The sequence below is a fragment of the Nocardioides proteolyticus genome, from assembly GCF_051280635.3.
Lineage (GTDB): Bacteria > Actinomycetota > Actinomycetes > Propionibacteriales > Nocardioidaceae > Nocardioides.
This window is the reverse complement of sequence record NZ_JBNBPO030000003.1, coordinates 94,345-117,192: the sequence shown is the minus strand read 5'-3', so window position 1 is coordinate 117,192 and position 22,848 is coordinate 94,345. Positions and strand designations below refer to the sequence as shown.

General features: G+C 72.1%; 23 protein-coding genes. 8 read left to right on the top strand and 15 right to left on the bottom strand.

Translation table 11 applies throughout. The features are described from left to right. Positions 1-34 precede the first annotated feature (34 nt). Both ACPOLA_RS02910 and ACPOLA_RS02905 read right to left on the bottom strand, forming a co-directional pair. Positions 35-1,444, bottom strand: coding sequence for an endonuclease/exonuclease/phosphatase family protein (locus ACPOLA_RS02910; RefSeq protein ID WP_435768885.1), 1,410 nt, complete (start codon positions 1,442-1,444; stop codon positions 35-37). Between the two features lie 205 nt (positions 1,445-1,649). Further along, entirely contained in the window at positions 1,650-3,722 is a 2,073-nt protein-coding gene (locus tag ACPOLA_RS02905) for an acyltransferase family protein (RefSeq protein ID WP_435768884.1), read from the bottom strand. A 101-nt stretch (positions 3,723-3,823) separates the two neighbouring features. Between ACPOLA_RS02905 and ACPOLA_RS02900 the strand changes: the two genes are divergently transcribed. Next, complete coding sequence (locus ACPOLA_RS02900; RefSeq protein WP_435768883.1) at positions 3,824-4,891, top strand: endonuclease/exonuclease/phosphatase family protein; 1,068 nt, start codon at positions 3,824-3,826, stop codon at positions 4,889-4,891. Here ACPOLA_RS02900 and ACPOLA_RS02895 read toward each other — a convergent pair. The 5 genes from ACPOLA_RS02895 to ACPOLA_RS02875 form a co-directional block, all read right to left on the bottom strand. Next, on the bottom strand, positions 4,836-5,933 hold the full coding sequence (locus ACPOLA_RS02895) for a hypothetical protein (protein WP_435768882.1): 1,098 nt from the start codon (positions 5,931-5,933) through the stop codon (positions 4,836-4,838). The two genes, ACPOLA_RS02900 and ACPOLA_RS02895, sit on opposite strands and share 56 nt — an antisense overlap. A 10-nt stretch (positions 5,934-5,943) precedes the next feature. Next, a complete protein-coding gene (locus tag ACPOLA_RS02890) occupies positions 5,944-6,141 on the bottom strand; it encodes a DUF6752 domain-containing protein (protein ID WP_435768881.1) in 198 nt (65 codons plus the stop codon). After that, positions 6,138-7,652, bottom strand: a complete 1,515-nt coding sequence (locus ACPOLA_RS02885) for a LicD family protein (protein ID WP_435768880.1) — start codon at positions 7,650-7,652, stop codon at positions 6,138-6,140. Before ACPOLA_RS02885 ends, ACPOLA_RS02890 begins: the two co-directional genes overlap by 4 nt. 72 nt (positions 7,653-7,724) lie before the next feature. After that, positions 7,725-9,086: a phospholipase D-like domain-containing protein gene (locus ACPOLA_RS02880; RefSeq protein ID WP_435768879.1), complete on the bottom strand. Its 1,362-nt coding sequence runs from the start codon at positions 9,084-9,086 to the stop codon at positions 7,725-7,727. A 156-nt stretch (positions 9,087-9,242) separates the two neighbouring features. Continuing rightward, positions 9,243-9,662 (bottom strand): hypothetical protein, encoded by a 420-nt coding sequence (locus ACPOLA_RS02875; protein WP_435768878.1) that lies wholly within the window; start codon positions 9,660-9,662, stop codon positions 9,243-9,245. Positions 9,663-9,730: 68 nt separating this feature from the next. On the opposite strand from ACPOLA_RS02875, the gene ACPOLA_RS02870 reads away from it, so the two are divergent. Genes ACPOLA_RS02870 through ACPOLA_RS02855 form a run of 4 tightly spaced genes read left to right on the top strand, consistent with a single transcriptional unit; the run spans position 9,731 to position 13,112 of the window. Next, on the top strand, positions 9,731-10,990 hold the full coding sequence (locus tag ACPOLA_RS02870) for a magnesium transporter MgtE N-terminal domain-containing protein (protein ID WP_435768877.1): 1,260 nt from the start codon (positions 9,731-9,733) through the stop codon (positions 10,988-10,990). Continuing rightward, positions 10,987-11,544, top strand: a complete 558-nt coding sequence (locus tag ACPOLA_RS02865) for a DUF1003 domain-containing protein (protein ID WP_435768876.1) — start codon at positions 10,987-10,989, stop codon at positions 11,542-11,544. The genes ACPOLA_RS02870 and ACPOLA_RS02865 overlap by 4 nt, the downstream gene beginning before the upstream one ends. A 47-nt stretch (positions 11,545-11,591) precedes the next feature. Beyond that, positions 11,592-12,737 carry an Mrp/NBP35 family ATP-binding protein gene (locus ACPOLA_RS02860; protein ID WP_435768962.1) on the top strand — a complete coding sequence of 382 codons (1,146 nt, stop codon included), beginning with the start codon at positions 11,592-11,594 and terminating at the stop codon, positions 12,735-12,737. 27 nt (positions 12,738-12,764) lie between these two features. Continuing rightward, a complete protein-coding gene (locus tag ACPOLA_RS02855) occupies positions 12,765-13,112 on the top strand; it encodes a sec-independent translocase (RefSeq protein WP_435768875.1) in 348 nt (115 codons plus the stop codon). Between the two features lie 50 nt (positions 13,113-13,162). Here the strand turns inward: ACPOLA_RS02855 and ACPOLA_RS02850 are convergent, their stop codons facing one another. Next, positions 13,163-13,699 (bottom strand): hypothetical protein, encoded by a 537-nt coding sequence (locus ACPOLA_RS02850; RefSeq protein WP_435768874.1) that lies wholly within the window; start codon positions 13,697-13,699, stop codon positions 13,163-13,165. A gap of 122 nt (positions 13,700-13,821) precedes the next feature. Between ACPOLA_RS02850 and ACPOLA_RS02845 the strand changes: the two genes are divergently transcribed. Both ACPOLA_RS02845 and ACPOLA_RS02840 read left to right on the top strand, forming a co-directional pair. Further along, positions 13,822-14,508 (top strand): LysM peptidoglycan-binding domain-containing protein, encoded by a 687-nt coding sequence (locus ACPOLA_RS02845; RefSeq protein ID WP_435768873.1) that lies wholly within the window; start codon positions 13,822-13,824, stop codon positions 14,506-14,508. Further along, entirely contained in the window at positions 14,505-15,014 is a 510-nt protein-coding gene (locus ACPOLA_RS02840; protein WP_435768872.1) for an Rv3235 family protein, read from the top strand. The genes ACPOLA_RS02845 and ACPOLA_RS02840 overlap by 4 nt, the downstream gene beginning before the upstream one ends. Before the next feature lie 3 nt (positions 15,015-15,017). Here the strand turns inward: ACPOLA_RS02840 and secA are convergent, their stop codons facing one another. Genes secA through ACPOLA_RS02815 form a run of 5 tightly spaced genes read right to left on the bottom strand, consistent with a single transcriptional unit; the run spans position 15,018 to position 21,458 of the window. Next, positions 15,018-17,900, bottom strand: a complete 2,883-nt coding sequence (gene secA / locus ACPOLA_RS02835; protein ID WP_435768871.1) for a preprotein translocase subunit SecA — start codon at positions 17,898-17,900, stop codon at positions 15,018-15,020. A gap of 29 nt (positions 17,901-17,929) precedes the next feature. Then, the gene (locus tag ACPOLA_RS02830; RefSeq protein ID WP_435768870.1) at positions 17,930-18,379 is read right to left on the bottom strand and encodes a DUF4233 domain-containing protein; all 450 of its coding nucleotides are present in this window, start codon (positions 18,377-18,379) and stop codon (positions 17,930-17,932) included. Beyond that, entirely contained in the window at positions 18,376-19,728 is a 1,353-nt protein-coding gene (folC, locus tag ACPOLA_RS02825; RefSeq protein ID WP_435768869.1) for a bifunctional tetrahydrofolate synthase/dihydrofolate synthase, read from the bottom strand. Before folC ends, ACPOLA_RS02830 begins: the two co-directional genes overlap by 4 nt. Before the next feature lie 17 nt (positions 19,729-19,745). Next, positions 19,746-20,636, bottom strand: coding sequence for an alpha/beta hydrolase (locus tag ACPOLA_RS02820; protein ID WP_435768868.1), 891 nt, complete (start codon positions 20,634-20,636; stop codon positions 19,746-19,748). A 9-nt stretch (positions 20,637-20,645) separates the two neighbouring features. Further along, a complete protein-coding gene (locus tag ACPOLA_RS02815; protein ID WP_435768867.1) occupies positions 20,646-21,458 on the bottom strand; it encodes an AraC family transcriptional regulator in 813 nt (270 codons plus the stop codon). Between the two features lie 49 nt (positions 21,459-21,507). Here ACPOLA_RS02815 and ACPOLA_RS02810 point away from each other — a divergent pair, with 49 nt between their 5' ends. Beyond that, positions 21,508-21,942: a DUF2000 family protein gene (locus tag ACPOLA_RS02810; protein WP_435768866.1), complete on the top strand. Its 435-nt coding sequence runs from the start codon at positions 21,508-21,510 to the stop codon at positions 21,940-21,942. A gap of 15 nt (positions 21,943-21,957) precedes the next feature. On the opposite strand, the gene ACPOLA_RS02805 is transcribed toward ACPOLA_RS02810, so the two are convergent. Together ACPOLA_RS02805 and ACPOLA_RS02800 are read right to left on the bottom strand one after the other, a co-directional pair. Then, positions 21,958-22,566 (bottom strand): flavodoxin family protein, encoded by a 609-nt coding sequence (locus ACPOLA_RS02805; protein WP_435768865.1) that lies wholly within the window; start codon positions 22,564-22,566, stop codon positions 21,958-21,960. After that, a complete protein-coding gene (locus tag ACPOLA_RS02800; protein WP_435768864.1) occupies positions 22,563-22,841 on the bottom strand; it encodes a hypothetical protein in 279 nt (92 codons plus the stop codon). The genes ACPOLA_RS02805 and ACPOLA_RS02800 overlap by 4 nt, the downstream gene beginning before the upstream one ends. Positions 22,842-22,848: the final 7 nt, after the last annotated feature.

Sequence of the window (22,848 nt, the reverse complement as noted above, 5' to 3'; positions counted from 1 at the left end):
CCCGAGCTCGGCGAGGCCCCGGCCCGCTCCCTGGTCAGCGCGCCAGGCGCTGGAACTTCAGCCGCATGGCGTCGTACTCCTTGAGCTGGGTGTACATCTGCGCCCGCGTGGTGCGCAGCCCCATCCGGGCCGGCCTCGCCGGCTCGTCGGCGTCGATGCGGACGTAGCGCTTCCCGGCCGAGACCGTCGCGAGGAAGAACGCCGGCGGGAGCCGCAGCTCGTCGGACTTCGCCTGCGGCCGCACCACGGCCCACGAGTCCCGTGACTTGCTGCTGCCGAGCAGGTCGATCAGCGACTGCTCGTAGCGGGTCGGACGCGGGTTGGTGGTGACGAAGTTGACGTGCGCGCCGCGCCGGTAGGCGGCGGCCAGCTCGTTGCGGATCCGGGAGTCGTTGAGCGCGTCGGTGGCGAAGCGGACCTTCTCCCCTGGCGGCGTGTTGCGGATGGCGAGCATGTACTGCCGGACCACCTCGATCCGGGCGCGCCGGATCGGCGACTCCGGCACGTTGAGCACGTGGCCGCGCATCACCGACGGCGAGACCGCCGGCACGTCGACGGTCCGGTCGAGGACGAGGTCGGCGATCAGCAGGTCGTGGTCGGAGTACAGCTCGTGGGTGACCTGCTTGGTGACGGCGAACTGCTCTCCGCGGTTGACGAAGATGTAGTCGATGATCCCGCCGCCGTCGTGGGTCGGCATCTTCTTGCCCGTGATGTCGAACGTCGGCGTCATCCCTCCCGCGGTCAGCTCCGCGCGCGGGTACCGGGCCCCGTTGTAGTGCACGTTCATGTCGCCGGCGAGGATCACCGGACCCGAGGTGGCCAGGTACTTCGTGAGCGCGCCGAGGCGCCGCACGGACGGCAGCAGCAGGTTCTTGGTGATCTCGTTGCGCGGCGCCACGTGGTAGGAGACGACCGAGACCACCTGGCAGCCGTCGGTCGACCGCAGCGTCGCCCAGTTCGCGTAGCGGATGCCCCACTCGCTGGTCTGCCCCGCCACCTTGCCGGGGACGTTGCTGACATAGATGGTGCCGCGCGCGATCGGGGTCCAGCGGTCGGCGTGCCAGGCGACGGCGTTGGCACCGATGTAGCGGCCCGGGCTGCGCCAGATGTCGTAGGCGTCCGGAGTCAGCTCGTCGTCGGAGCGGTAGGGCACCTCGTTGAAGGCGACGAAGTCCGGCTTGACCGCGTAGACCTTCGCGATGTCGCGCCTGGTCTTCGCCGCGCTCATGCCGGACTTGATGTTCGCCTCGGTCATCCGCATGGTCCGCTGCGCCGGGCACTCCGACCGGGCCGCGACCGCGCTGGGCGCCGGGGCGGAGGTGGCGGGGCTCGGCACCGGGGCCACGACGAGTCCGACCCCGGCGGCCACCGCCGCAGCCACGGTCGCGCGCAGCCGGCGGGTCCGTCGTACGCCGCGAGGGATCCGCTCCGCCGGCTGGTTCATGTCTGCCCCTTCACACGCTGTAAACACCACAAGTCACACGAATCTCATCAGTCACTTTCGAATGCCACAAGTCGATCCGAATAACTACGTCGTTGTAATTCGCGGAATTACAACGGTGTGATTTTCGGGCATTCCGGCAGGACCCAGGCCCGATAGCAGAAGTCGGCCTCGCGACCCCGTGGCTGAGGAGTTCCGGATCGGGTGATCAGTCGATGCCGAGGGCGCGCGCCAAGGGGTCGGCGAGGCGGGTGGCGTACTCGACGCTGATGTGGTCGCGGTCGCGCAGCGGGACGAGCCGGCCGATGACCGGAGGGCACACGCCGTCGTGGCAGAACCACCGCTGCGCGTCGACGAAGTCGACGCCGACGCTCTCGGCGACCGCCGCGAACCTGCGCTGGTCCTTGACGTGGCGGCGCAGGGGCTCGAACAGGCAGTCGCCGAGGTCCTTGTCCCGCGTGGAGAGGCAGACCCCGGGCGACCGCTCGAGCTTCGGCACGTTCCCGAGCATGACGACCCGGCCCCCGGCCTCGTCCAGGCGGCGGAGGTGGTCGGCGAGCCCCCGCTCCTGGCGGCCGTCGGCCATGTGCCGCCCGCGATAGGCGTTGTTCGCGACCAGGACCAGCTCCGGGCGCAGCTCGGCGACCCGTGCCAACGCCCACTCCTTGAACCGCTCGCACTCGGTCCACTGCCCGCCCCCCTCGGGGTCGGGACGCGTGACCGCGTTGGCCGGGCAGCCGCTGTAGACGAGCTGATAGACGGCGTAGCCGTGCCGCTCGCCGATCGCGCTGACCGCCGGACCCCAGGCGCGCGCGTGCGAGTCACCGACCACCACGATGGATCGCTCCGCGTCGGCGTCGCCGAAGGGGCACAGTCTCGTGGTGCCGGTGCGGTAGTCGCACTCCCCCAGCGGGGCCACCGACTCCCGCAGGTGCCCGAGGTCGGGCTCGAGACCCCCGGGCACCGGGCGGTCCTCCCGAGCGGCCAGCACCGAGGCCTGCACCAGCGCGACCGCCGGGTCCTTGCTCAGGTCGCTCCGGTCGTAGTCGCCCGCGGCGATGGCGGGGTTGCTCTCGAGCTCGGCGATCTGGTGGTCCACCCACGCCTGGGACCCGGCCGCCGCCGCGATGACCAGGGCCAGGCTGACCGGGTAGAGCCCGATGGCCCGGACCCGTGGCCGCCACCGGACCCCGCGGCGGAACGGCTCCTCCACCAGGTGGTACGACGCCGCGCTCAGGCCGAGGATCAGCAGCAGGGCGACGGCGAGGTGGGGCCGGCTCAGGCGCGGCTCCTCCCAGTGGGCCTGGGCGAGCAGGAGCACCGGGAAGTGCCAGAGGTAGAGCGAGTAGGACCAGTCGCCGAGCACCCGGATCGGCCGCAGGGAGAAGAGCCGGAACCAGTACGTCGCCGGCCCGGTCGTCGTGGCGCCGGCGAACAGCAGCAGCCCGGCGCCGGCCACCGGCACCAGGGCCGCCGTACCCGGCATCGGGGTGGCCGCGCTGTAGGTGAGGGTCGCCACCGCCACGAGCGCCAGCCCCGCGACTCCGGCCAGCTCGGCGAGCCAGCGGCGCAGCTCAGGACGCCTGCCCCAGAGCAGCGCGCCGAGCAGGCCGCCGACGCCCAGCTCCCAGGCGCGCGCCGGCGTGGAGAAGTAGGCCGCCGTCGGGTTGGCCGCGGTGACCCACACCGAGTAGGCCAGGGACGCCAGGCTGACCGCTCCGAGCACGGCCACCACCGCGCGGCGCAGCTGCCGGTTCACCCGGTCGGGCAGTGCGTTGCCCCAGCGCCGCAGCGCGACCGCGACGACCAGCAGCAGCACCGGGATGACGACGTAGAACTGCTCCTCCACGGACAGCGACCAGTAGTGCTGCACGGGCGACGGCGGCTCGCCCTCGGCGAAGTAGTCGGTCTCCACGAGCGCGAAGCGGATGTTCGCGCCGAAGAACGCCGCCCACACCGAGTCCTTGAGCACCTCGAGGCTGCGCACGTACGGCAGCACGTACGCGGACGCGACGGCCGTGACCACCAGCACCGCGGTCGCGGCGGGGATCACCCGCCGGGCCCGTCGGGCGTAGAAGTCGACGATCGAGATCCGCCTGGTCCGACCCGCCTCGCGCACGAGCAGACCGACGATCAGGAAGCCGGAGATCACGAAGAAGACGTCCACCCCGACGTACCCGCCGGCGGCGGTGCGGAGGCCGGCGTGGGCCAGGATGACCAGACCCACGGCCAGCGCCCGGAGGCCCTGGATGTCGGGACGGAAGGACCGCGCGTCACTCACGGGCGGTTCCTCCTCGGCGCGGCGCGGGCGCGGTTCGTCGGCGGTCTGTCAGGGTCTCCGGAAAGCCGTGGGGCGCCGGGTCCTCGGGTACGATACCGGCCATGCCCGATCAGTCCCGGAGGCATCGACACTCAGGTCGGGCGGAGTTCCTGCCCGTCCTCGCAGTGGTCCTCCTGGCGGCGATCCTGATCGGCGTCGCGACGCTCTGGGACGGCGGCGTCCCCGACACCGCCATCGACACCGCCGGGCGCGAGACCACTCCCTCGGTGGCGAGCGACCCGGCCGGAGCCAGCGACCAGACCCGGCCGCGGCACGACCGCGAGGAGCGGGTGGTCGACGGCGAGCTGATCGAGCCGGTCGAGGAGGTCGCGGTCGGCGAGGACGTGCAGGAGGTCCGCCGCGCGGCCGAAGCCGGCGTGACCAAGGTGCGGCAGAAGTGGGCGAGCTTCAAGATCGCCACCTTCAACGTGCTCGCGGTGCAGCACACCGAGCCGGGCGGGCAGCGCGCGAGCTGGCCCGGCGCCGGCTGGCGCAGCCCGCAGACGGTCGGGCTCGTCCGCAAGCACGGTGCCGACATCGTCGGGCTCCAGGAGGTCAAGTCGAGCCAGCTGAGCGCGATCGCCGGCGGTCTCGGCTACGCGTCCTGGCCGGGCGGCGGCGATCCCGACAACTCGATCATCTACAACCCGGCGAAGTTCGAGTTCGTCTCCGGCGACACCTTCCAGGTGTTCTTCATGAGCCGCAACCGCCCCCAGACGGTGCTGCGACTGCGCCACAAGCAGAGCCGGCGCGAGTTCTACGTCATCAACATGCACACCTCCGCCGGCCACGGCGGTCGCTACGCGAGCAGCCGCAACGCGGCGTTCGACACCCTGGTCGCCTACGTCAACAACCTCAAGGCGCAGAAGGTCCCGATCTTCGTGACCGGGGACATGAACGACCGGGCCAACTTCTACTGCAAGGTGATCCCGCGCACGGGCCTGGTCGCGGCGCAGGGCGGGGGCGGCACCTGCGGCTCCCCGCCGCGGATGCGGCCGGTCGACTGGGTCGTCGCCACGCCCGACGTCACCCTGACCAGCTACTGGGACGACTTCTCGTCCGAGCACCAGCGCGTCAGCGACCACCCGTTCGTCTCAGCCAGCGCGACCATCGAGGGCTCCGGGGACTGACCGGGCCCTGCCCCTTCGGGCGGCCCCGCGCCGTCCGCAGCTCGCGGACGTCGCCGAGCAGCACGGCCACGAGCTCGGTGGCGACGGCCGCGACCTCGGCGTCGGTGACCGAGTCCGGCGTACGACGCGGCGGGACGTGGTCCGGCACGCGGAGGTGCTCCAGGTCGCCGACCACGTCGACCGGGTGCTGGCGGAGGTACTCGATCGCCTCCTCGCCACGGAGGCGACACTCCTCGATCCGGTCCGCCGCCGGCCAGAACTTCTCACCGCCGCGGGGCACCAGCCGCTCGTCGGCGAGGAAGGTGCGGATGTAGACGCCCTTGTCGAACGCCTTCTTGAAGGTCGTGAGGTGCCGGTTGACCCGTCGGAGCGTCTCGGCCTCCACGACGCCCATCGACTCGTTCGGGAACGACTGCGACAGGTCGTAGGCGCCCTCGCTGAGTCCCAGCAGCCCGGAGAACCGGTGCCAGATGTCCTCCCGGGGCGCCGAGGTGTCGAGCGGCAGCACGTGGATGCGGTCGTGGGGCACGGCCTGCGACCAGCGCTCGAGCACCAGCCTCAGGTCGAGGGTGCGCCAGTTCCAGATGTCCATCGGACGGTCGGAGACCTTGCGGGAGTACCGAGCCATCGGCGTGGTGGCCTTGTTCTTCAGGCTCTCCTGCCAGGACGCGGTGAACAGGCCCAGCGGCTCACGCGCAGTGACCACCAGCTCGACGCGGGCCGGCGCCAGCTGCTCCACCATGCGGCGGGCCTGGTCGGCGTCGGCGGCGGCGAAGAACTCGTGGCTGATCAGCGCCGTCCCGCGCCAGCGCCCGATCTCGTCGCGCAGCCGGTCCCACGACGTCCGCTCGCGCTCGGTGCGCCTGCCGACGTTGGGATCCTCGCGGACGACGCGGCTGGCCCAGAGGTGGTCCCGCCGCTCCGTTCCGGGAAGCAGCACGCCGTCCGCGCGCAGCTGGTCGCGCGATCCCCACAGGATCGTCTGCAGGTAGGTCGTCGCGGTCTTCGGGAGACCGATGTGGAGAAGGACCCGGTCAGCCATCACGCACGGTTCACAGGCTCTGCTGGAACTTCTCGATGGCCTCGGCGATCCGGGTCTCGTCGCGGCTTGCCATCGGCACCAGCAGCTCCTGCACCACGTCGGCGATCTCCGCCAGGCGCAGGTGATGGCGCCGCAGCTCGGCGATCTCGGACTCGAGTCCGGCGACCCGCTGCTCCAGCTCGGCCAGCTGCTCCCGCTTGCTCGTCATCCCCACTCCGCCACCAGTCGTCCGATGCCACGGGGCCGGTCGGCCCCCGGACCCAGTCGCTCGGTCGAGACCACGGCACCTCCGTGCCGTTCGACCACCTCGACGACGCGCTCCAGCGCGAGGGGACGCAGCCCGAGGTCCGGTTCGCCCTCGCCGGTCCAGACGTCAGCATAGAGCCTTCCCCCGCCGCGCAGCGCGACGGAGGCGAAGCGTCCGAGCGAGTCGCGGCCGACCCGGTTGGTCGCGTCGAACACGTGCCGCGCCAGCATCACCCGGGGGCCGGGCTCCCGGGCCACGCGGGCGCACTCGGCCAGCACGGACCGCCACTCGGTGAGGTTGAGCGGCCGCGACTCCAGCGCCAGCTGTTCCTTCTCGGCGGCCCGCAGCGCACCCCGTGCGGCCCGAGGCACGTAGTCGTAGGCGGTGGTGCGAAACCCGCGGCGCGCCAGCCACAGGGCGTCACGCCCGTTGCCGCAGCCGACGTCGAGGATGGTGGTGCCGGGGGCAGCCTGTTGCTCGGCCAGCCGGGCGAGGCCGGAGGGCCTCCGCGCGGGCGTGCGCCCCGCCGTGGCCAGCAGCTCCCGCTCCCAGTCGCGGCGCCACACCGCGGACCCGCGGAACCAGTCGTTGAAGCGGCTCGTCACCGCTGCGGGCGTCTCGAACTTGTAGGCCGGGTCAGGCACCTGCCAGGTCGGTCCGTACATCGCCTCGAGCAGCTTCTCCGGCCGCGCCGGCGCGGTGAACTCGCGTCCCATCAGCGAACACGTCCCGAACGGCTCCATCCAGTGCCGCTCGAACGGCACGCCGACCTCTCCCAGCAGGTAGAGCCTGTCGTGGTCGAAGAACCCGCCGAAGAGATCCAGCCCGCGCACCGAGCCGTCCGCCTCCGCGACGTCGATCCGGAACGCGCCCCCGCTGTAGCGGTAGGTCCGGAAGCCGCGCTCGTTGATCCGGCGCTGCAGCACGAAGGACTCGCGCACGACGTCGACCGGAGTCGAGTGGGCGGACACGTAGCCGAGGTCGGCGTCGGAGTCGTGACCGAGGAAGGTGCCCTCCCGCACGGCGCCGAGCAGCGTGCCGTACGCCGGGAACGCGGTGACCCCCAGGTCGCCGAGCATCGCGACGACCGTCTCCATGGCGTCCAGCAGCGGGACCAGCTGGTCGTCGCTGCGTACCGAGAACGTGGGGCTGAAGCGGCCGGCCTTGTCGAGGCTGATCTCCAGCCCCCGGTTGTTGACGAACGCGATCCGGTCGTCGGAGTCCCCGAAGGCGACCTCGCCGTCGAAGAGCACCGCCTCGCTGACGTGCTCCTGGACCGTGATCCGGCTGCGCCCGTCGAGGAAGCGCACCATGCGGTCGGGCCACGGCGCCAGGAGCAGCCCGCTGGCCTGCTGGACGGTGTCCCGGCGCAGCCAGAAGGACCAGATCCTGCGGTCGTCGAACAGCACGTCCACGACCCGGTCGTCCCCCCGGGCAGCGAGCAGGAGGCCGGTCGTGTCGACGGAGGTCACTCTCGTCCCCCGGGCGGACGCCACCAGCCCACGCAGGTCAGCGACGCGCTGCGCGGCCCTCTCCCGCAACGATCAGTCCATGTCGACGTTGCGGTAGGGATCCACCGGTCCGTCGATGAGCGAGCGGACGACCGGCCGGGACTTCGGCGGGTTCCGGTACCAGTAGTCGATGTGCTCCTGGTACTTCATCACCTGGGGACGGGTCCGGAACACCCCGATGTTCTCGTCGGAGGCCGACGAGTAGTCGGAGATGTTGCTGGAGCCGTTCATGGCGAAGTAGACCTCGGTGTTGCCGTTGACCACTCCGTTGATCGTCCACACCTTGAGGTGGAAGTAGCGGTCGAACTCCTTGTCACCGTTGAAGTCCTGGACGAGGTGCCGGATCGGGACCGGGCCACGGGGCGAGGACTTCTTGAGGTAGCGGTAGATGTCCTTGCCCATCACCGTGTAGCCGATGCGGACGTTGCAGCCCTCGAGCCAGCGCTTGCGGATCAGCCGCGCCACCCGCATCCCCCGCTTGCCGCGGATGACGTCGGGGGCGGCCCGGATGATCGTGCGGTTGGCGCCGTCGCCCGACGCGCCCGTCGCGCCCCGGCACCGGGTGCGGGCGAGGTACCACTCGAGCGGGTCGTCGCCGGCGTCGTAGTTGCCGCGCTGCGGCGAGAAGTAGAAGCGGTACTTGCCGCCGGGACCGGCGTACTCCGCCCACGGCCGGTCGGGCGTCCGGTCGGCCCACATCTCGCGGAAGATGCCGTAGGTGAACTTGTAGACGCCGTAGTCGTCGGCCCAGGTGTAGACCTCGTTCCACTGGTTCGTGGCCGAGGCGAGGGTGAGGTTGGTGCCGCCCTGGATCACGACGTGCTCGGAGGCGCCGACCTTGGTGAACATGAAGTACTTGGCGTGCGCCGCCCCGGTGGCGCCGCGGCGACAGGCGTTGTTGCACACCTTGGCGCGGCTGCGCTTCGAGGCCTTCTTGATCTTCCGGTTGTTGGCGGCGATCCCCGACTTGAGCGCGCGCCACGGACGGTTGGGCACCTCCGCGCTGTAGTTCTCCTCGTCCATCAGGATCCACAGCTTCACGCCGCGCCGCTGCGCGTCGAGCAGCACGTCGACGGAGCTCATGTACATGATGTTCCACGACATCACCCGAATGGTCTCGCCGCTAGGAGTGTTCTTGATCGCGGCGTGGATCTTGCGCAGGATCGCGAACTTGCGCGACCGGGAGCCCAGCGGACTGTTGAACGTGATGCCCCGGCCCACCCGGTAGGCGCGGGCGGTGGTGCGCGGGTCGTCCTCGGCCGTCGAGAGCTTGCCGCTGCTCGTGCTGGCCGCGACCGGCGACACGGGCGACGTGGGTGCCTTCGCCGAGGCGACCCCACCGGTCAGCGTGGCCAGGCAGGCGACGACGGTGGCAACAACGACGAGTCGACGCACGTTGCGCAACCTCCCCATGATCCGGTCGAGTGTGAGGGGGCCCAGTGGGCGAGGACGCCCGGGAGCCGGATCCCTGCACCTGGGCGTCGGATCACGATAACCGACCGTCGCCCCAAGATCGCGATTTGCAGGCGATCCGCGGCCCCAGCACCGGGCTCAGCCGCGGCAGCGCGCCACGGCGTCGAGGTACCGCTCGTCCTCGATGATGTCGTCGGCCTGCGACACGGTGCCGCCGCGCACCGCCCAGAACCGCCCGTCGTACCGGACGATGCCCTGCCCGGAGGAGCACGACAGCACCTCCGCCTTCACGTACCGCTCGCCCGCGACGCAGCCCCGGTAGCTGCCCGGAAGCGTCGCGCCGCGGCTCCAGACCTCTCCGCACCGGGGCGCGTCCGCCGGGATCGTCGGCGTGTCCGGGGCGCTGCTGGACGGGGCCGGCGAGGAGGCGTCGTCCGTCGCGGACCCCGTCGTCGACGGGCTCGCAGCCGACTGCCCGTCCTCGGGTGACTCGGCGTCCGAGCCGCAACCGGCGAGCGCGAGCAGCAGCACCGCGGCAGCGGCGAGACGGACGGTCATGCGCCGCATCCTATGCGGCCTGTGCGCCTGTCCTGCCCGGACGCACCCGCCCGGTAGGTTGGGTGCCCGTGAGCACCACGCCGTCCCGCGTGTACGCGGCCAGACTGGTCGGGCTCCCGATCTTCGACCCGCAGGGCGACCAGGTCGGCAAGGTCCGCGACCTCGTCGTCACCATGCGCACCGAGGGCGCGCAGCCGCGGGTGCTGGGCATGGTGGCCGAGGTGTTCGGGCGGCGGCGCATCTTCGTGCCGATGACGCGGGTGACCAACATCGACGCCGGCCACGTCTACACGACCGGCCTGCTCAACATGCGCCGCTTCGAGCAGCGGTCCACCGAGACCCTGGTCATCGGCCAGATGCTCGACCGCACCGTCACGATCAAGAGCAGCGACATCACCGGCACCGTCTACGACGTGGCGATGGAGCCGGCGCGCACCCGCGACTGGGTGCTCAGCCGGGTGGCGGTCCGGGAGCCGGCGAAGGGCTTCCGCCGCCGCGGCCAGACCCACGTCGTGGAGTGGAACGACGTGGTCGGCCTCGCCCGCAGCGACGAGGGCCAGGGCGCGACCCACCTGGTGGCGGCGCTCAACGAGATGCGGCCGGCGGACGCGGCGAGCATCCTGCACGACCTGCCGCCCGACCGCCGTACGGCGGTGGCGCTGGCCCTGGACGACGAGCGCCTCGCCGACGTCCTCGAGGAGCTTCCCGACGAGGACCAGGTCGAGATCCTCAAGGGACTCGACAACGAGCGCGCGGCCGACGTCCTCGAGGAGATGTCGGCCGACGACGCGGCCGACCTGGTCGCCGACCTGCCACCCGAGACGGCCGAGGTGATCCTCCAGCTCATGGAGCCGGACGAGGCCGAGGACGTGCGGCGGCTGATGAAGTACGTCGAGAACACCGCGGGCGCGATGATGACGCCCGAGCCGGTGATCCTCGGCCCCGACGCGACCATCGCGGACGCGCTGGCGCACGTGCGGAGGCCGGAGCTGACGCCGGCGCTCGCCGCGCTGGTCTACGTGTGCCGCCCGCCGCTGGAGCCGCCGACCGGGAAGCTGCTGGGCGTGGCGCACATCCAGCGCCTGCTCCGCGAGCCGCCCTCCACCCTGGTGGCCGGCGCGCTGGACGACTCGATGGAGTCGCTGCGGGCCGAGGCGTCGATCGACCAGGTGGCCGCGCACCTCGCGACGTACAACCTGGTCGCGGCTCCCGTCGTGGACAGCGACGGTCGGCTTCTCGGGGCCGTCACCGTCGACGACCTGCTCGACCACATGCTTCCCGCCAACTGGCGCGACCGGGCGCCCGGCCGCGGGGACGGACGGCGATGAGCGACACCCACCGCCCTGGGGAGCGGCTCGACACCCCGCGGGCGACCCGGCGGCAGCTGGTGCGGCGACCGGCCTACGACAAGGACGCCTTCGGCGTCTTCGCCGAGCGCTTCGCCCGGTTCATGGGCACCGCCCGGTTCCTGCTCTACATGACGCTCTTCGTCATCGTGTGGATCACCGTGAACCTGGTCGCGCTGTTCGGTCTGCGCTGGGACCCCTACCCGTTCATCCTGCTCAACCTCTTCTTCTCCACTCAGGCCTCCTACGCCGCGCCGCTGATCCTGCTGGCGCAGAACCGGCAGGAGGACCGGGACCGGGTGATCGCGGAGCAGGACCGGCAGGCCAACGCGCGAGCCCACGCCGACATGGAGTTCCTCGCGCGCGAGGTCGCGTCGCTGCGGATGTCCGTGGGCGAGGTGGCCACCCGCGACTTCCTCCGCAGCGAGCTGCGCAGCCTGCTCGCGGACCTCGACGAGCGCGCCGAGGAGCGGGCGGAGGGACGTGCGCAGTCTCACGAGGACGGCGACGACCGGGAGCAGCCGGGCACTGCCTAGACTCGGGCAGCGTGAGCACTTCGCACGCCCCGTCGGTCGAGCAGGTCATGGCCGCTCTCAGCAAGGTCAACGACCCCGAGATCAAGCGGCCGATCACCGAGCTCGGCATGGTCGACAGCGTCGACGTCGCCCCCGGTGACGGCGGCTCCACCGTGACCGTCAAGGCACTGCTGACCGTGGCCGGCTGTCCCCTGAAGGACACCATCAACCGCGACGTGACGAACGCCGTCGCAGCGCTGCCCGGCGTGACGCGGGTGCAGGTCGACCTGGGCGTGATGTCGGCCGAGCAGCGCTCCGGCCTCCACGAGACGCTGCGCGGCGGCCAGGCCCAGCGGGAGATCCCGTTCGCCCAGCCGGGCTCCCTGACCAAGGTCTACGCGATCGCGTCCGGCAAGGGCGGGGTCGGCAAGTCCTCGGTCACGGTCAACCTCGCGCTTGCCCTCGCGAAGGCGGGCCGCAAGGTCGGGGTGGTGGACGCCGACATCTATGGCCACTCGGTGCCGGCGATGCTCGGTGTCGCCGACTCGCGGCCCACCCAGGTCGACGACCTGATCATGCCCGTGCCGACTCCCTCGGGGGTCTCGGTGATCTCCATCGGCATGCTGAAGCCGCGCCGCGACCAGGTCGTCGCCTGGCGTGGCCCGATGCTCGACCGGGCCCTGGTGCAGATGCTCGCCGACGTCTACTGGGGCGACCTCGACGTGCTGCTGCTCGACCTGCCGCCCGGCACGGGCGACGTGGCGATCTCGATGGGCCAGCACCTGCCGGGTGCCGAGGTGGTCGTGGTGACCACGCCCCAGGAGGCGGCGACCGAGGTGGCCGAGCGCGCCGGCACGATGGCCTCGATGATGCACCAGCGCGTCGTCGGCGTGGTCGAGAACATGAGCTACCTCCCGTGCCCGCACTGCACCGCGGAGGGCAAGGAGCACCGGCTGGAGGTCTTCGGCTCCGGCGGCGGCGACCGGGTCGCGCAGACGCTCTCGGCCCGGTTCGGCTACGACGTCCCGGTCCTCGGTCGGATCCCGCTCGACGTCTCGCTGCGGGAGGGTGGCGACGCCGGCAAGCCGATCGTCGAGTCGGACCCGACCGCGGCCGCCGCCGAGGCCCTGCAGGGCATCGCCGACCGGCTCGACGGCCGCGGCCGCGGACTCGCCGGGCTACAGCTCGGGCTCACCCCCACGAGCAAGTTCTGACGCCGGGCTGAGGCGCGGGACCCCGCCGTGTTCGGCATCGGCTTCGGCGAGCTGGTGATGATCGCCTTCGTGGCGGTCCTGGTGTTCGGGCCCGACCGACTGCCCGACCTGGCCCGCCAGGCGGGCAGGTTCCTGCGTCAGCTGCGACGCTTCGCCACCAACGCCCGCGACGAGCTGCGCTCCGAGCTCGGGCCCGAGTACGCCGACCTCGAGCTGACCGATCTCGACCCGCGCGCCATCGTCCGGCGCCACATCGCGGAGGCGATGGCCGAGCTCGACGAGCTGGAGGACGCGGTGCAGGACGACCCCGACCCGGCCGGCCAGGCACCGCTGGCCGCCGGCGAGCGGCCGCCGTACGACGACGAGGCGACCTGACCTCCTCGGCCGACCCGGACCGTCCTCGACCGGCCTGGCGCCGGGCGCCGTCAGGCCCGTGACTGCGCGGCGGCGAGTGCGCCGAACGCGACCAGCACGATCCGCCGCTCCTCACCCTCGGCGAGCTCGCAGAAGTCCTGCCCGACCCGGCGCAGCGTGCCCTCGTGGCGGCTGCCGTCGCGCAGGTGCAGCAGGCACCGCTCGCCGGCCTCCGCGATCCGCCGCAGCGCGGAGCCGAGACCGAGCCGGGTGAGCGGCGACCATGCCACCTCCGGCACCGAGCGCACGGACGCACCGGCCACGGTGCCGACCGCCTCGAGGCTGACGACCCAGTCCTGCTCGCCGGCCGACACCAGGACCCAGCCCTCGGCCACCCGCTCCACCGTCCCGGCGACCGGGCCGACGCCCTGCACGCCCAGCGTGGCGTGGGTGCCGAGCGTCGCCATCAGCCGGCTGGCGAGGGTGACCTGCTGGTACTCCGCGCGGCTGCGGTCGGCGAGCTCGGCGTCCCGCTCGGCGGCGTAGAGCGCGGCCGCCTGCCCCTCGAGGTCGTCGAACAGCGCGAACAGATCGCGTTCCCAACCCATGTCGTCAGCCTCGCACGGCGGCCGACGACCCCGGCAGCCGGCGACTGTGGATGGGCGGTTGACGCGGGTGTTCAGCGCGCGCATCCTGAGTCAAACGGAAGCAAATGCAAGGATCTCTCGGGATGGATCGCTCGACACACGACGCGACCGTGCGGCTCCGAGCCGCGGCCCTGTGGCTGGCCGTGACGGCCGTGCTGACCGGGGTCGGCCTGCTCGCGGTGCCGCCGGCGCACGCGCTCGCCACCTCCCCGGCGGCGGACTTCACCGGCCTCCTCGTCCAGCTCTGCTCGGTCGCCGCGCTCGCCGCGGGCGGCTGGCTGTGGCTGGTGACCAGCGGCGTCGTGGTCGATGCCGCGCGCGGCGCCGCGTGCGCTCCGGACCGGGCCGCACGGGTTCCAGGCGCCGTCCGCCGCACCCTCCTCGCCGCCTGCGGTGTCGCCGCGCTGACCGCGACGCCCGCCGCCGCCGACGACACGGGAACCGGCCGCCGCACCGGACCGACGCTCCCCGCCGGAGCGCTCCACGGCCTCGCGCTGCCCGACCGGCCGGCCGGGGCGCCCGCGGACGCCGCTCCCGCGGGTCCGTCGGCGACCACGCCCGTGGTGCGGGTGCGCGCGGGCGACTCGCTGTGGAGCATCGCCGCCCGGCACCTGGGGCCGACGGCAGGCGTCCCCGAGGTCGCGGCGTACTGGCGGCGGATCCACCGGCTCAACGCCGACCTGATCGGACCCGATCCCGACCTCGTCGTGCCCGGCCAGCAGCTCCGACTGCCTCCGGGCGACCACCCCCCACGAAGGAGCAACCCATGACCCTCACGCCCCACGCACCCGTCGGCTCGCGCGTCGCCGTCCCGCTGGCGCCCACGCAGGGCACCCTCGCGCTGGCCCTGCTCCCCCGGCAGTCGCCGCCGGCGCCCTCGCCGGCCGGCCGGCGGCCCGGCACCGCTGTCGTGCCCATCGACCGGCGGCTCCGCCGGAGCATCGAGGAATGGACCCACCGGTTCGTCCAGGCCGCGGTGGAGATCGTCGGCGGCGACCGACCCGTCTCCCAGCTCGTGCGCTGGACCACTCCCGAGGTCTACGCCGACCTGCATCGCAGGGCCCTGCTCGTCGCCCGCGCGGGCGGGCACCAGCCCGGCCTCGCCCGGGTGCAGGCCGTCCGGCCGCGGGTCCGCAGCGTCCACGCCTGCTTCATCGACGACGGCGTCGTGGAGTGCGGCGTCCACGTGCGGTACGGCGAGCGGTCGCGCGCCGTGGCCGCCCGGTTCGAGCGGATCGGGCAGCGCTGGACCTGTACCGCCCTGGACTTCGCCTGAACGCTAGCCGTTGACCCGCGCCGTCTGGCCCGTCGGGCCGCCCGGCGCGCCGTGACAGCGCTTGTACTTCTTGCCCGACCCGCAGGGGCACAGCGCGTTGCGGCTGACACCAGCGAACTCGTCGTCGTTGCGGACCGTCCCGGACGTGCGGACCTCCTCCTGGCCGGTCTCGTCGGGCGCGGTGTAGGAGAGATTCGCCGGCCGCGGTGCCGGGTCGAGGCCCTTCGCGGTGACCTTGGGCCCCTTCTTCAGCTCGGCCGAGATGGCGGCGAGGTCGGCTCCCTGGCCCCCAGCACCGATCGCGACGGGCGGCTCCGCCAATGCACCCTCGTGCATCGGACCCGCGTGGCGGGTGCCGTCGGGGTGGTAGTGGAACTCCTCTTCCTCCTCCTCAACCTGCACCTCGAGGTTGAACAGGAAGCCGACGGTTTCCTCCTTGATGCCGTCCATCATCGCGGCGAACATGTCGAAGCCCTCGCGCTGGTACTCCACCAGCGGGTCCCGCTGGGAGTAGGCACGCAGGTAGATGCCCTCGCGCAGGTAGTCCATCTCGTAGAGGTGCTCGCGCCACTTGCGGTCGAGGACCGAGAGCAGCACCCGGCGCTCGAGCTCGCGCATGACTTCCTCGCCGACCTCCTCCTCACGGCGGTCGTAGGCGGCGTGCGCGTCCTCCTTGAGCTTCTCGATCAGGTCGCCCTTCTCGAGGGCCGCCTGGGAGCCGGCCTCCTCGACGAGGTCCTTCCAGGAGAGCGACACCGGCCAGAACTGCTTGAGGTCGGTCCACAGCTGCTCGAGGTCCCACTCCTCGGAGAACTCGTCGAGCGCGCTGGAGACGAATCCGGTGACGACGTCGTCGATGAACGTGCGGACCTGCTCCTCGAGGTTGACCCCCTCGAGGACCTCGCGCCGCTCGCCGTAGATCACCTTGCGCTGGCGATCCATCACGTCGTCGTACTTGAGGACGTTCTTGCGCGACTCGAAGTTCTGGGACTCCACCTGGCCCTGCGCGTTGGCGATGGCGTTGGTGACGCGCTTGTTCTCGATCGGGACGTCGTCGGGGATCTTCAGCAGCAGCAGGACCCGGTCGACCCAGTCGGACTTGAACAGCCGCATCAGCTCGTCCTGCAGGGAGAGGTAGAAGCGGCTCTCGCCCGGGTCGCCCTGGCGGCCGGACCGGCCACGGAGCTGGTTGTCGATGCGGCGGGACTCGTGGCGCTCGGTGCCGATGACGTAGAGGCCGCCGAGCTCGACCACCTCGTCGTGCTCCGCCTCGACCTGCTTGCGGATGGACTCCAGCATCTCCGGCCAGCGGGCGTCGTACTCGTCGGCCGTCTCGCCGGTGGGCTCGAGGCCCTGCTTGCGCAGCTCGGCGTCGGCGAGGAACTCGACCGACCCACCGAGCATGATGTCGGTGCCGCGACCGGCCATGTTGGTGGCCACCGTGACCGCGCCCTTGTGGCCGGCCATCGCGACGATCTTCGCCTCCTCGGCGTGGACCTTCGCGTTGAGCACCGAGTGCGGGATGCCCTTCTTCTTCAGCAGGTTGGAAAGGTACTCCGACTTCTCCACCGAGACGGTGCCGACGAGGACCGGCTGACCCTTCTCGTGACGCTCCGCGATGTCGTCGACGACCGCGTTGTACTTGGCCTCCTCGGTGCGGTACACGAGGTCGGGCTGGTCGATCCGCTTCATCGGCTTGTTGGTCGGGATCGGGACCACGCCGAGCTTGTAGATCTTGTCGAACTCCGACGCCTCGGTCAGCGCCGTGCCGGTCATGCCGGAGAGCTTGTCGTAGAGCCGGAAGTAGTTCTGCAGGGTGACGGTGGCGAGGGTCTGGTACTCCTCGCGGACCTTCACGCCCTCCTTGGCCTCGATCGCCTGGTGGAGGCCGTCGTTGTAGCGGCGACCCGCGAGCATCCTCCCGGTGTGCTCGTCGACGATGAGCACCTCGCCCTCCATCACGACGTACTCCTTGTCGTTGCGGAAGAGCTCCTTGGCCTTGATCGAGTTGTGCAGGAACGAGATCAGCGGCGTGTTGGCGGACTCGTAGAGGTTCTCGATGCCGAGGTGGTCCTCGACCTTGGTGATGCCGGCCTCGAGCACGGAGATGGTGCGCTTCTTCTCGTCCACCTCGTAGTCGACGTCACGGGTGAGCTTCTCGGCGATCTTGGCGAACTCGCCGTACCACTTGACCTCGTCCTGGGTCGGTCCGCTGATGATCAGCGGGGTTCGCGCCTCGTCGATGAGGATGGAGTCGACCTCGTCGACGATGGCGAAGTTGTGGCCGCGCTGGACGCACTCCTCGAGCGAGGACGCCATGTTGTCGCGCAGGTAGTCGAAGCCGAGCTCGTTGTTGGTGGCGTAGGTGATGTCGCAGCCGTAGGCCTCGCGGCGCTGGGCCGGGCTCATACTGGGCAGGATCACGCCGACCGAGAGCCCGAGGAAGTGGTGGATCCGGCCCATCATCTCGGACTGGAACTTCGCCAGGTAGTCGTTGACCGTGACGATGTGCACGCCCTTGCCCTCGAGGGCGTTGAGGTAGGCGGGCAGCGTGGAGACCAGCGTCTTGCCCTCACCGGTCTTCATCTCGGCGATGTTGCCCATGTGCAGCGCGGTGCCGCCCATGATCTGGACGTCGAAGTGGCGCTGGCCGATGACCCGCTTCGCGGCCTCGCGAACGGTGGCGAAGGCCTCCGGCATCAGGTCGTCGAGCGTCTCGCCGTCCTCCAGCCGCTTGCGGAACTCGTCGGTCATGCCGCGCAGCTCCGCGTCCGACATCGCGACGAAGTCGTCCTCGATCGCGTTGACGGCCTTGGCGATCGCTTCGAGCTGGCGAAGGATCTTGCCCTCGCCGATGCGGAGGAGCTTGTCGATGATCACTGGCACGGCGCCACTCTACCTAGCGCTGCCGAGCGCTACAGATTCGCGGGAGGACCGGCCGGCGGGTCCGCCGGAGGCTCGCCGGACCGCGTCGCCTCGTAGGCGGCCCACGCCTCGGCGCGCTCGCGCTCGATCTTGCGGCCCAGGCCGAAGGCGCTGCCCCACAGCAGGGCGAACACCGGCCCCAGCACCCACATGGTCGGAACGACGACGGCGAGCCCGATCGCGGCGACCTGGACCGCGTGGCCGAGGTAGTAGGCCCACTCCCTGCGGAGCATCCCCGCGACCAGCACGCACGCCAGCGCCAGGCCCAGCCCCACGGGGAGCGCCACCGCCGGCCGCACGTCGCTGAGGGTGATCATCACCGGCGTGGTGAGGCCGAGCGTGATCGCCTCGAGGGTCAGCACCGCCGCGCACATCGAGCGCCGCGGCGAGCTCGCCCGGGAGGCGCCTCCAGACGCGTCGGGCGCCGGCGCGCCGCTCACCTGCGCCCTCCGAGCAGGACCCGGGCCTCGCCCACGGTGATGACCGACCCGGTCACCAGCACCGCACCCGAGCTGAGGGAGTCGCCGGTGGCGGACTCGGCGCGCGAGGCGGCCTGGTCGATGGCGTCGGCGAGCCGCGGGACGACCGTGACCCGGTCGCCGCCGAAGACCTCGCGGGCCGTCACCGCCAGGTCGTCGGCGGACATCGCCCGGGCGGTGGAGGCCTGCGTGACGACGACGTGGGCCAGCACCGGCTCCAGCGCGGCGAGCAGCCCCTCGGCGTCCTTGTCGACCATCACGCCGACCACGCCGACCAGCGGGTCGAACTGGAAGGAGTCCTCCAGCGCGGCGGCGGTCGCCTCCGCGCCCGCCGGGTTGTGGGCGGCGTCGAGCACGATCGTCGGACTGCGCCGGACGATCTCGAGCCTTCCCGGCGAGGTCGCCTCGGCGAACGCTCCGCGGACCACGTCGTCACCGAGCGGCTCGCCGCCACCGACGAAGGCCTCGACCGCGGCCAGCGCTGCGGCGGCGTTCTGCGCCTGGTGGGCGCCGTAGAGCGGCAGGAAGAGGTCGTCGTACCGTCCGCGGAGGCCCTGGAGCGTCAGCGCCTGGCCCCCGACGGCCGGAACCCGCGAGACGACGCCGAACTCCAGGCCCTCGCGGGCGACGGTGGCACCGACCTCGGCGGCGCGCTCCAGCAGCACGGCCGCCACCTCGGCACTCTGCCGGGCGAGGACCGCGGTGGCTCCGCTCTTGATGATCCCGGCCTTCTCGCGGGCGATCGCCGCAGAGGTGGTGCCGAGGTAGGCGGCGTGGTCCACGGCGATCGGGGTGACGACCGCGACGTCGGCGTCGATGACGTTCGTCGCGTCCCAGGACCCGCCCATCCCGACCTCGACGACCGCCACGTCGACCGGAGCGTCGGCGAAGGCGGCGTAGGCCATGCCGACGACCGTCTCGAAGAAGCTCAGCGGATGCGGCTCGGCGCTGTCGACGAGGTGGGTGTACGGCGCCACGTCGTTGAACGCGCGCACGAAGGCCTCGTCCGACAGCGGCTCGCCGTCGATGCTGATCCGCTCGCTCATCCGCTCGACGTGCGGGCTGGTGAAGCGGCCGGTGCGCAGGTCCAGCGCGCGCAGCAGCCCGTCGATCATCCGCGAGGTGGAGGTCTTGCCGTTGGTGCCGGTCAGGTGGATGGACCGGTAGGCGCGCTGCGGGTCGCCGAGGAGCTCGGTGAAGGCCCGGATCCGGTCGAGGGAGGGCTCCAGCCGGGTCTCCGGCCACCGGGACAGGAGGGCGTCCTCGGCCTCTTCGACGGACTCGGCGGGACGCGCGGCGGGCTGGTTCATGGCGCCCTGAGTCTATTTCAGCGGACCCGGTCGGCCACCATCCGCATCCAGCCGCTGACCTGGCGCACCGCCGGCTCCGCCGCGTCGAAGGCATCCGGATGCCGCCAGAAGCCGTGCACCTGGCCGAGGTAGCGGGTCGCGACGACCTCCACGCCGGACTCGGCGAGGAGGCCGGCGAGGTGCTCGCCCTCGTCGCGCAGTGGGTCGTGCTCGGCGGTGATCACCAGCGTCGGCGGCAGCGAGGCCAGTCGGTCGGACCGCAGCGGCGCCAGGTCCGGGTGCTCGAGGTCCGCGGGCGTGGCGGCGTACTGCTCCCAGTACCACGCGGCCTCGGCCGGGTCGAAGCCCTCTGCGGCGGTCCGGTAGGAGTCGAAGGACGCCGTGGGGTCCAGGAACGGGTAGATCAGGGCCGCGCCCGCGAACCGGCCGGGGTGGCGGAGCGCCGCGACCAGTGCGAGGTTGCCGCCGGCGCTGTCCCCGTGAGCGAAGGTCGGCAGACCGGCGAGCTCGGGCTGGTCGGCGAGCCAGCCGGCCGCGGCGGTCATGTCGTCGGGGGCGGCGGGGAAGCGGTGCTCGGGCGGCCGGCGGTAGTCGACGCTCAGCACCGCCATCCCCGACCGGTTGGCCAGTCGACGCGCCGCTGCGTCGTGCACCTCGACGTCGTTGAGCACGAACCCGCCGCCGTGGGCGTGGAGCACCACGGCGTCGTACCCCTCGGGGAGGTAGAGCCGCGCCGGGACGCCACCGGCGTCGACGTCGCGGACCTCGGCCACGTCCTCGCGCGGCTGGGTCAGCGCGGTCCGCCGGTCCTGCTCACGGGCGGCCGCGAGGTCGTAGGCGGGATCGGTGACGGAGAGCTCGTCGCGGGACTGCTCGACGGCCTTGCGGGCCTGCGGGAAGAGCGCCATGCCGGCACCCTACGAGGGTGCCGGGCGCCGCCCGGAACGTGCGTACGCCGCTGGCGTGACGCCGAGCAGCCGCCGGAAGTGACGGGTCAGGTGCGCCTGGTCGTGGAAGCCGACCGCGACCGCGACCTCGGCCGGCCGCTCCCCCGCCAGCAGGCGGTGGCGGGCCGCGTCGAGGCGGCGGCCGACCAGGTAGCGGTGCGGTGGCACGCCTGTCTCCCGGGTGAAGGCACGCACCAGGTGCGTCGGGTGGGCCTCGAGCAGCCCGGCCGCCTCGGCGAGCGTCAGCCCCTCCACCACCCGGGCGTCGAGCAGCTCACGGAGCCGGCGGGCCAGGGTCGGCGCCCGGTGAGCACCGACAGCGGGCCCGGCACCGGTGAGGTGGGACGTGAGCCGCTCGACCACCAGGGCCAGCCGGGACTCCGCCTCCAGCTCGTCGCCGGGCCGGGAGATCGCCCGGTGGAGGCGGTCGAGGTCGGACCGGAGCAGCGGGTCCGGCCAGCCCGGCCGATCGACCGCCCGGCCCACCAGCCGGCTGTCGATCCGCGCCGCGTCGAGGTAGAGCACCCGCTTCCGGAAGCCGTCGGGCGTGGCGTTCTGGCCGTCGTGCGCCACCCCGGGCGGCAGCACGGTGACCAGCGGACCGTGCACGCCGTGCTCGCGGCGCTCCAGGCCGTACCGGACCGAGCCCGCGTCGACCACCAGCAGCGCCCAGGTGTCGTGCGTGTGCATGGGATACCGGTGCCGCGGGAAGCGGGCATGGAGCACCTCGGCCACACCGGGCACGTCGGGACGCCACGCGCGGATCCGCGGAGCCGGCTCCATGTCAGGAACGTACAAGACCGCGCGGGCGCGACGCGCCCACGCTGGAGCGGTGACCGACACCGACCCGTTGACTCCCCCCTTCGACACCAAGATCGCGATCGTGGTGCGCGACGACCTGCAGACCTGGCAGCGCCTCAACGTGACGGCCTTCCTCGCCAGCGGCATCGCCGCCGGGCACCCGCAGCTGGTGGGCGAGCGGTACGCCGATGCGGACGGGACCTCCTACCTGCCGATGCTGGGGATGCCGGTGCTCGTCTTCGCCGGCACGAGGGAGGGACTGGCCACCGCACGCGAGCGCGCCGTACGACGCGGGCTGGCCCTCGCCGTCTACACCGGCGAGATGTTCCGCACCGGCCACGACGCAGCGAACCGCGCCGTGGTCGCCGCCGTGGGCGGACCGGACCTGGACCTCGTCGGCGTCGCCGTGCACGGCCCCCGGAACGCCGTCGACAAGGTGGTCAAGGGCTCGACCCTGCACCCCTGAGACCGGCCTGATCCCTCAGACCGGCGGGAAGGGCGAGGCCTTCAGCAGCCGCGCCAGGTGGACCACGTGAGCGGCGAGCGTGCTGGTGGTCTGCTCGGTCTTCTCCGGCGGCGGGTCGAGCTCCTTGTAGTCGGTGCCGTGCATCGCCTCGCCGACCCAGTAGGTGCTGGCGGCGGCGGGAATGCTGAACCCCACGTCGTTGAGTGCCTGGAGCACCTCCGCCGTGACGTGGTGGGCGCCGTCCTCGTTGCCGACCACCGCCACGCCGCCGACCTTGCCGTAGGTGAGCAGCCGGCCCTCGTCGTCGGTCTCGCCGAGCTCGGCGTCGAGCCGCTCGAGCACCATCTTGCAGACCGCAGCGGGCTGGCCGAGCCAGATCGGCGTGGCGAGGACGAGGATGTCGGCGGCGAGCATCTTGGCCCGCAGCGACGGCCACGCGTCGCCGTCGCCCTCGTCGGTGGTCACGCCGAACGCGACCGGATGGTCCACCACCCGCACCAGCTCACCGCCGACGTCGTGCTCGCGCAGCGCGGCGAGCACCCGCTCGCCGATCAGCACCGAGCTGGACTCCGCGGGAGACTTCTTCAGGGTGCAGCTCAGCACCAGTGCCGTGAGGTCCGTCATCGCCGGTCCCCCTCCTCCTGGCCCGGAAGGCCCACCCGCACGTCGTGGCCGGAGCGCACCCGGCGGGCGACCTCGGCGACCCAGTCGTCGTCGTCCACGTCGAGGCCGCGGTCCTGCATCTCGATCCGGAGCCGCTGCTCCACGTCGAGGCCCGCGTCGGTGGTGTACATCGTCGCGGTCGCGTCGACAGCCGCCTGGGTCGCCGCGCGCACCGCCTCGGGGTCGAAGTCGGGACCGAAGTCGGGGTCGAAGTGGGGGTCGGCTGTAGCGCTCATGCCCCTG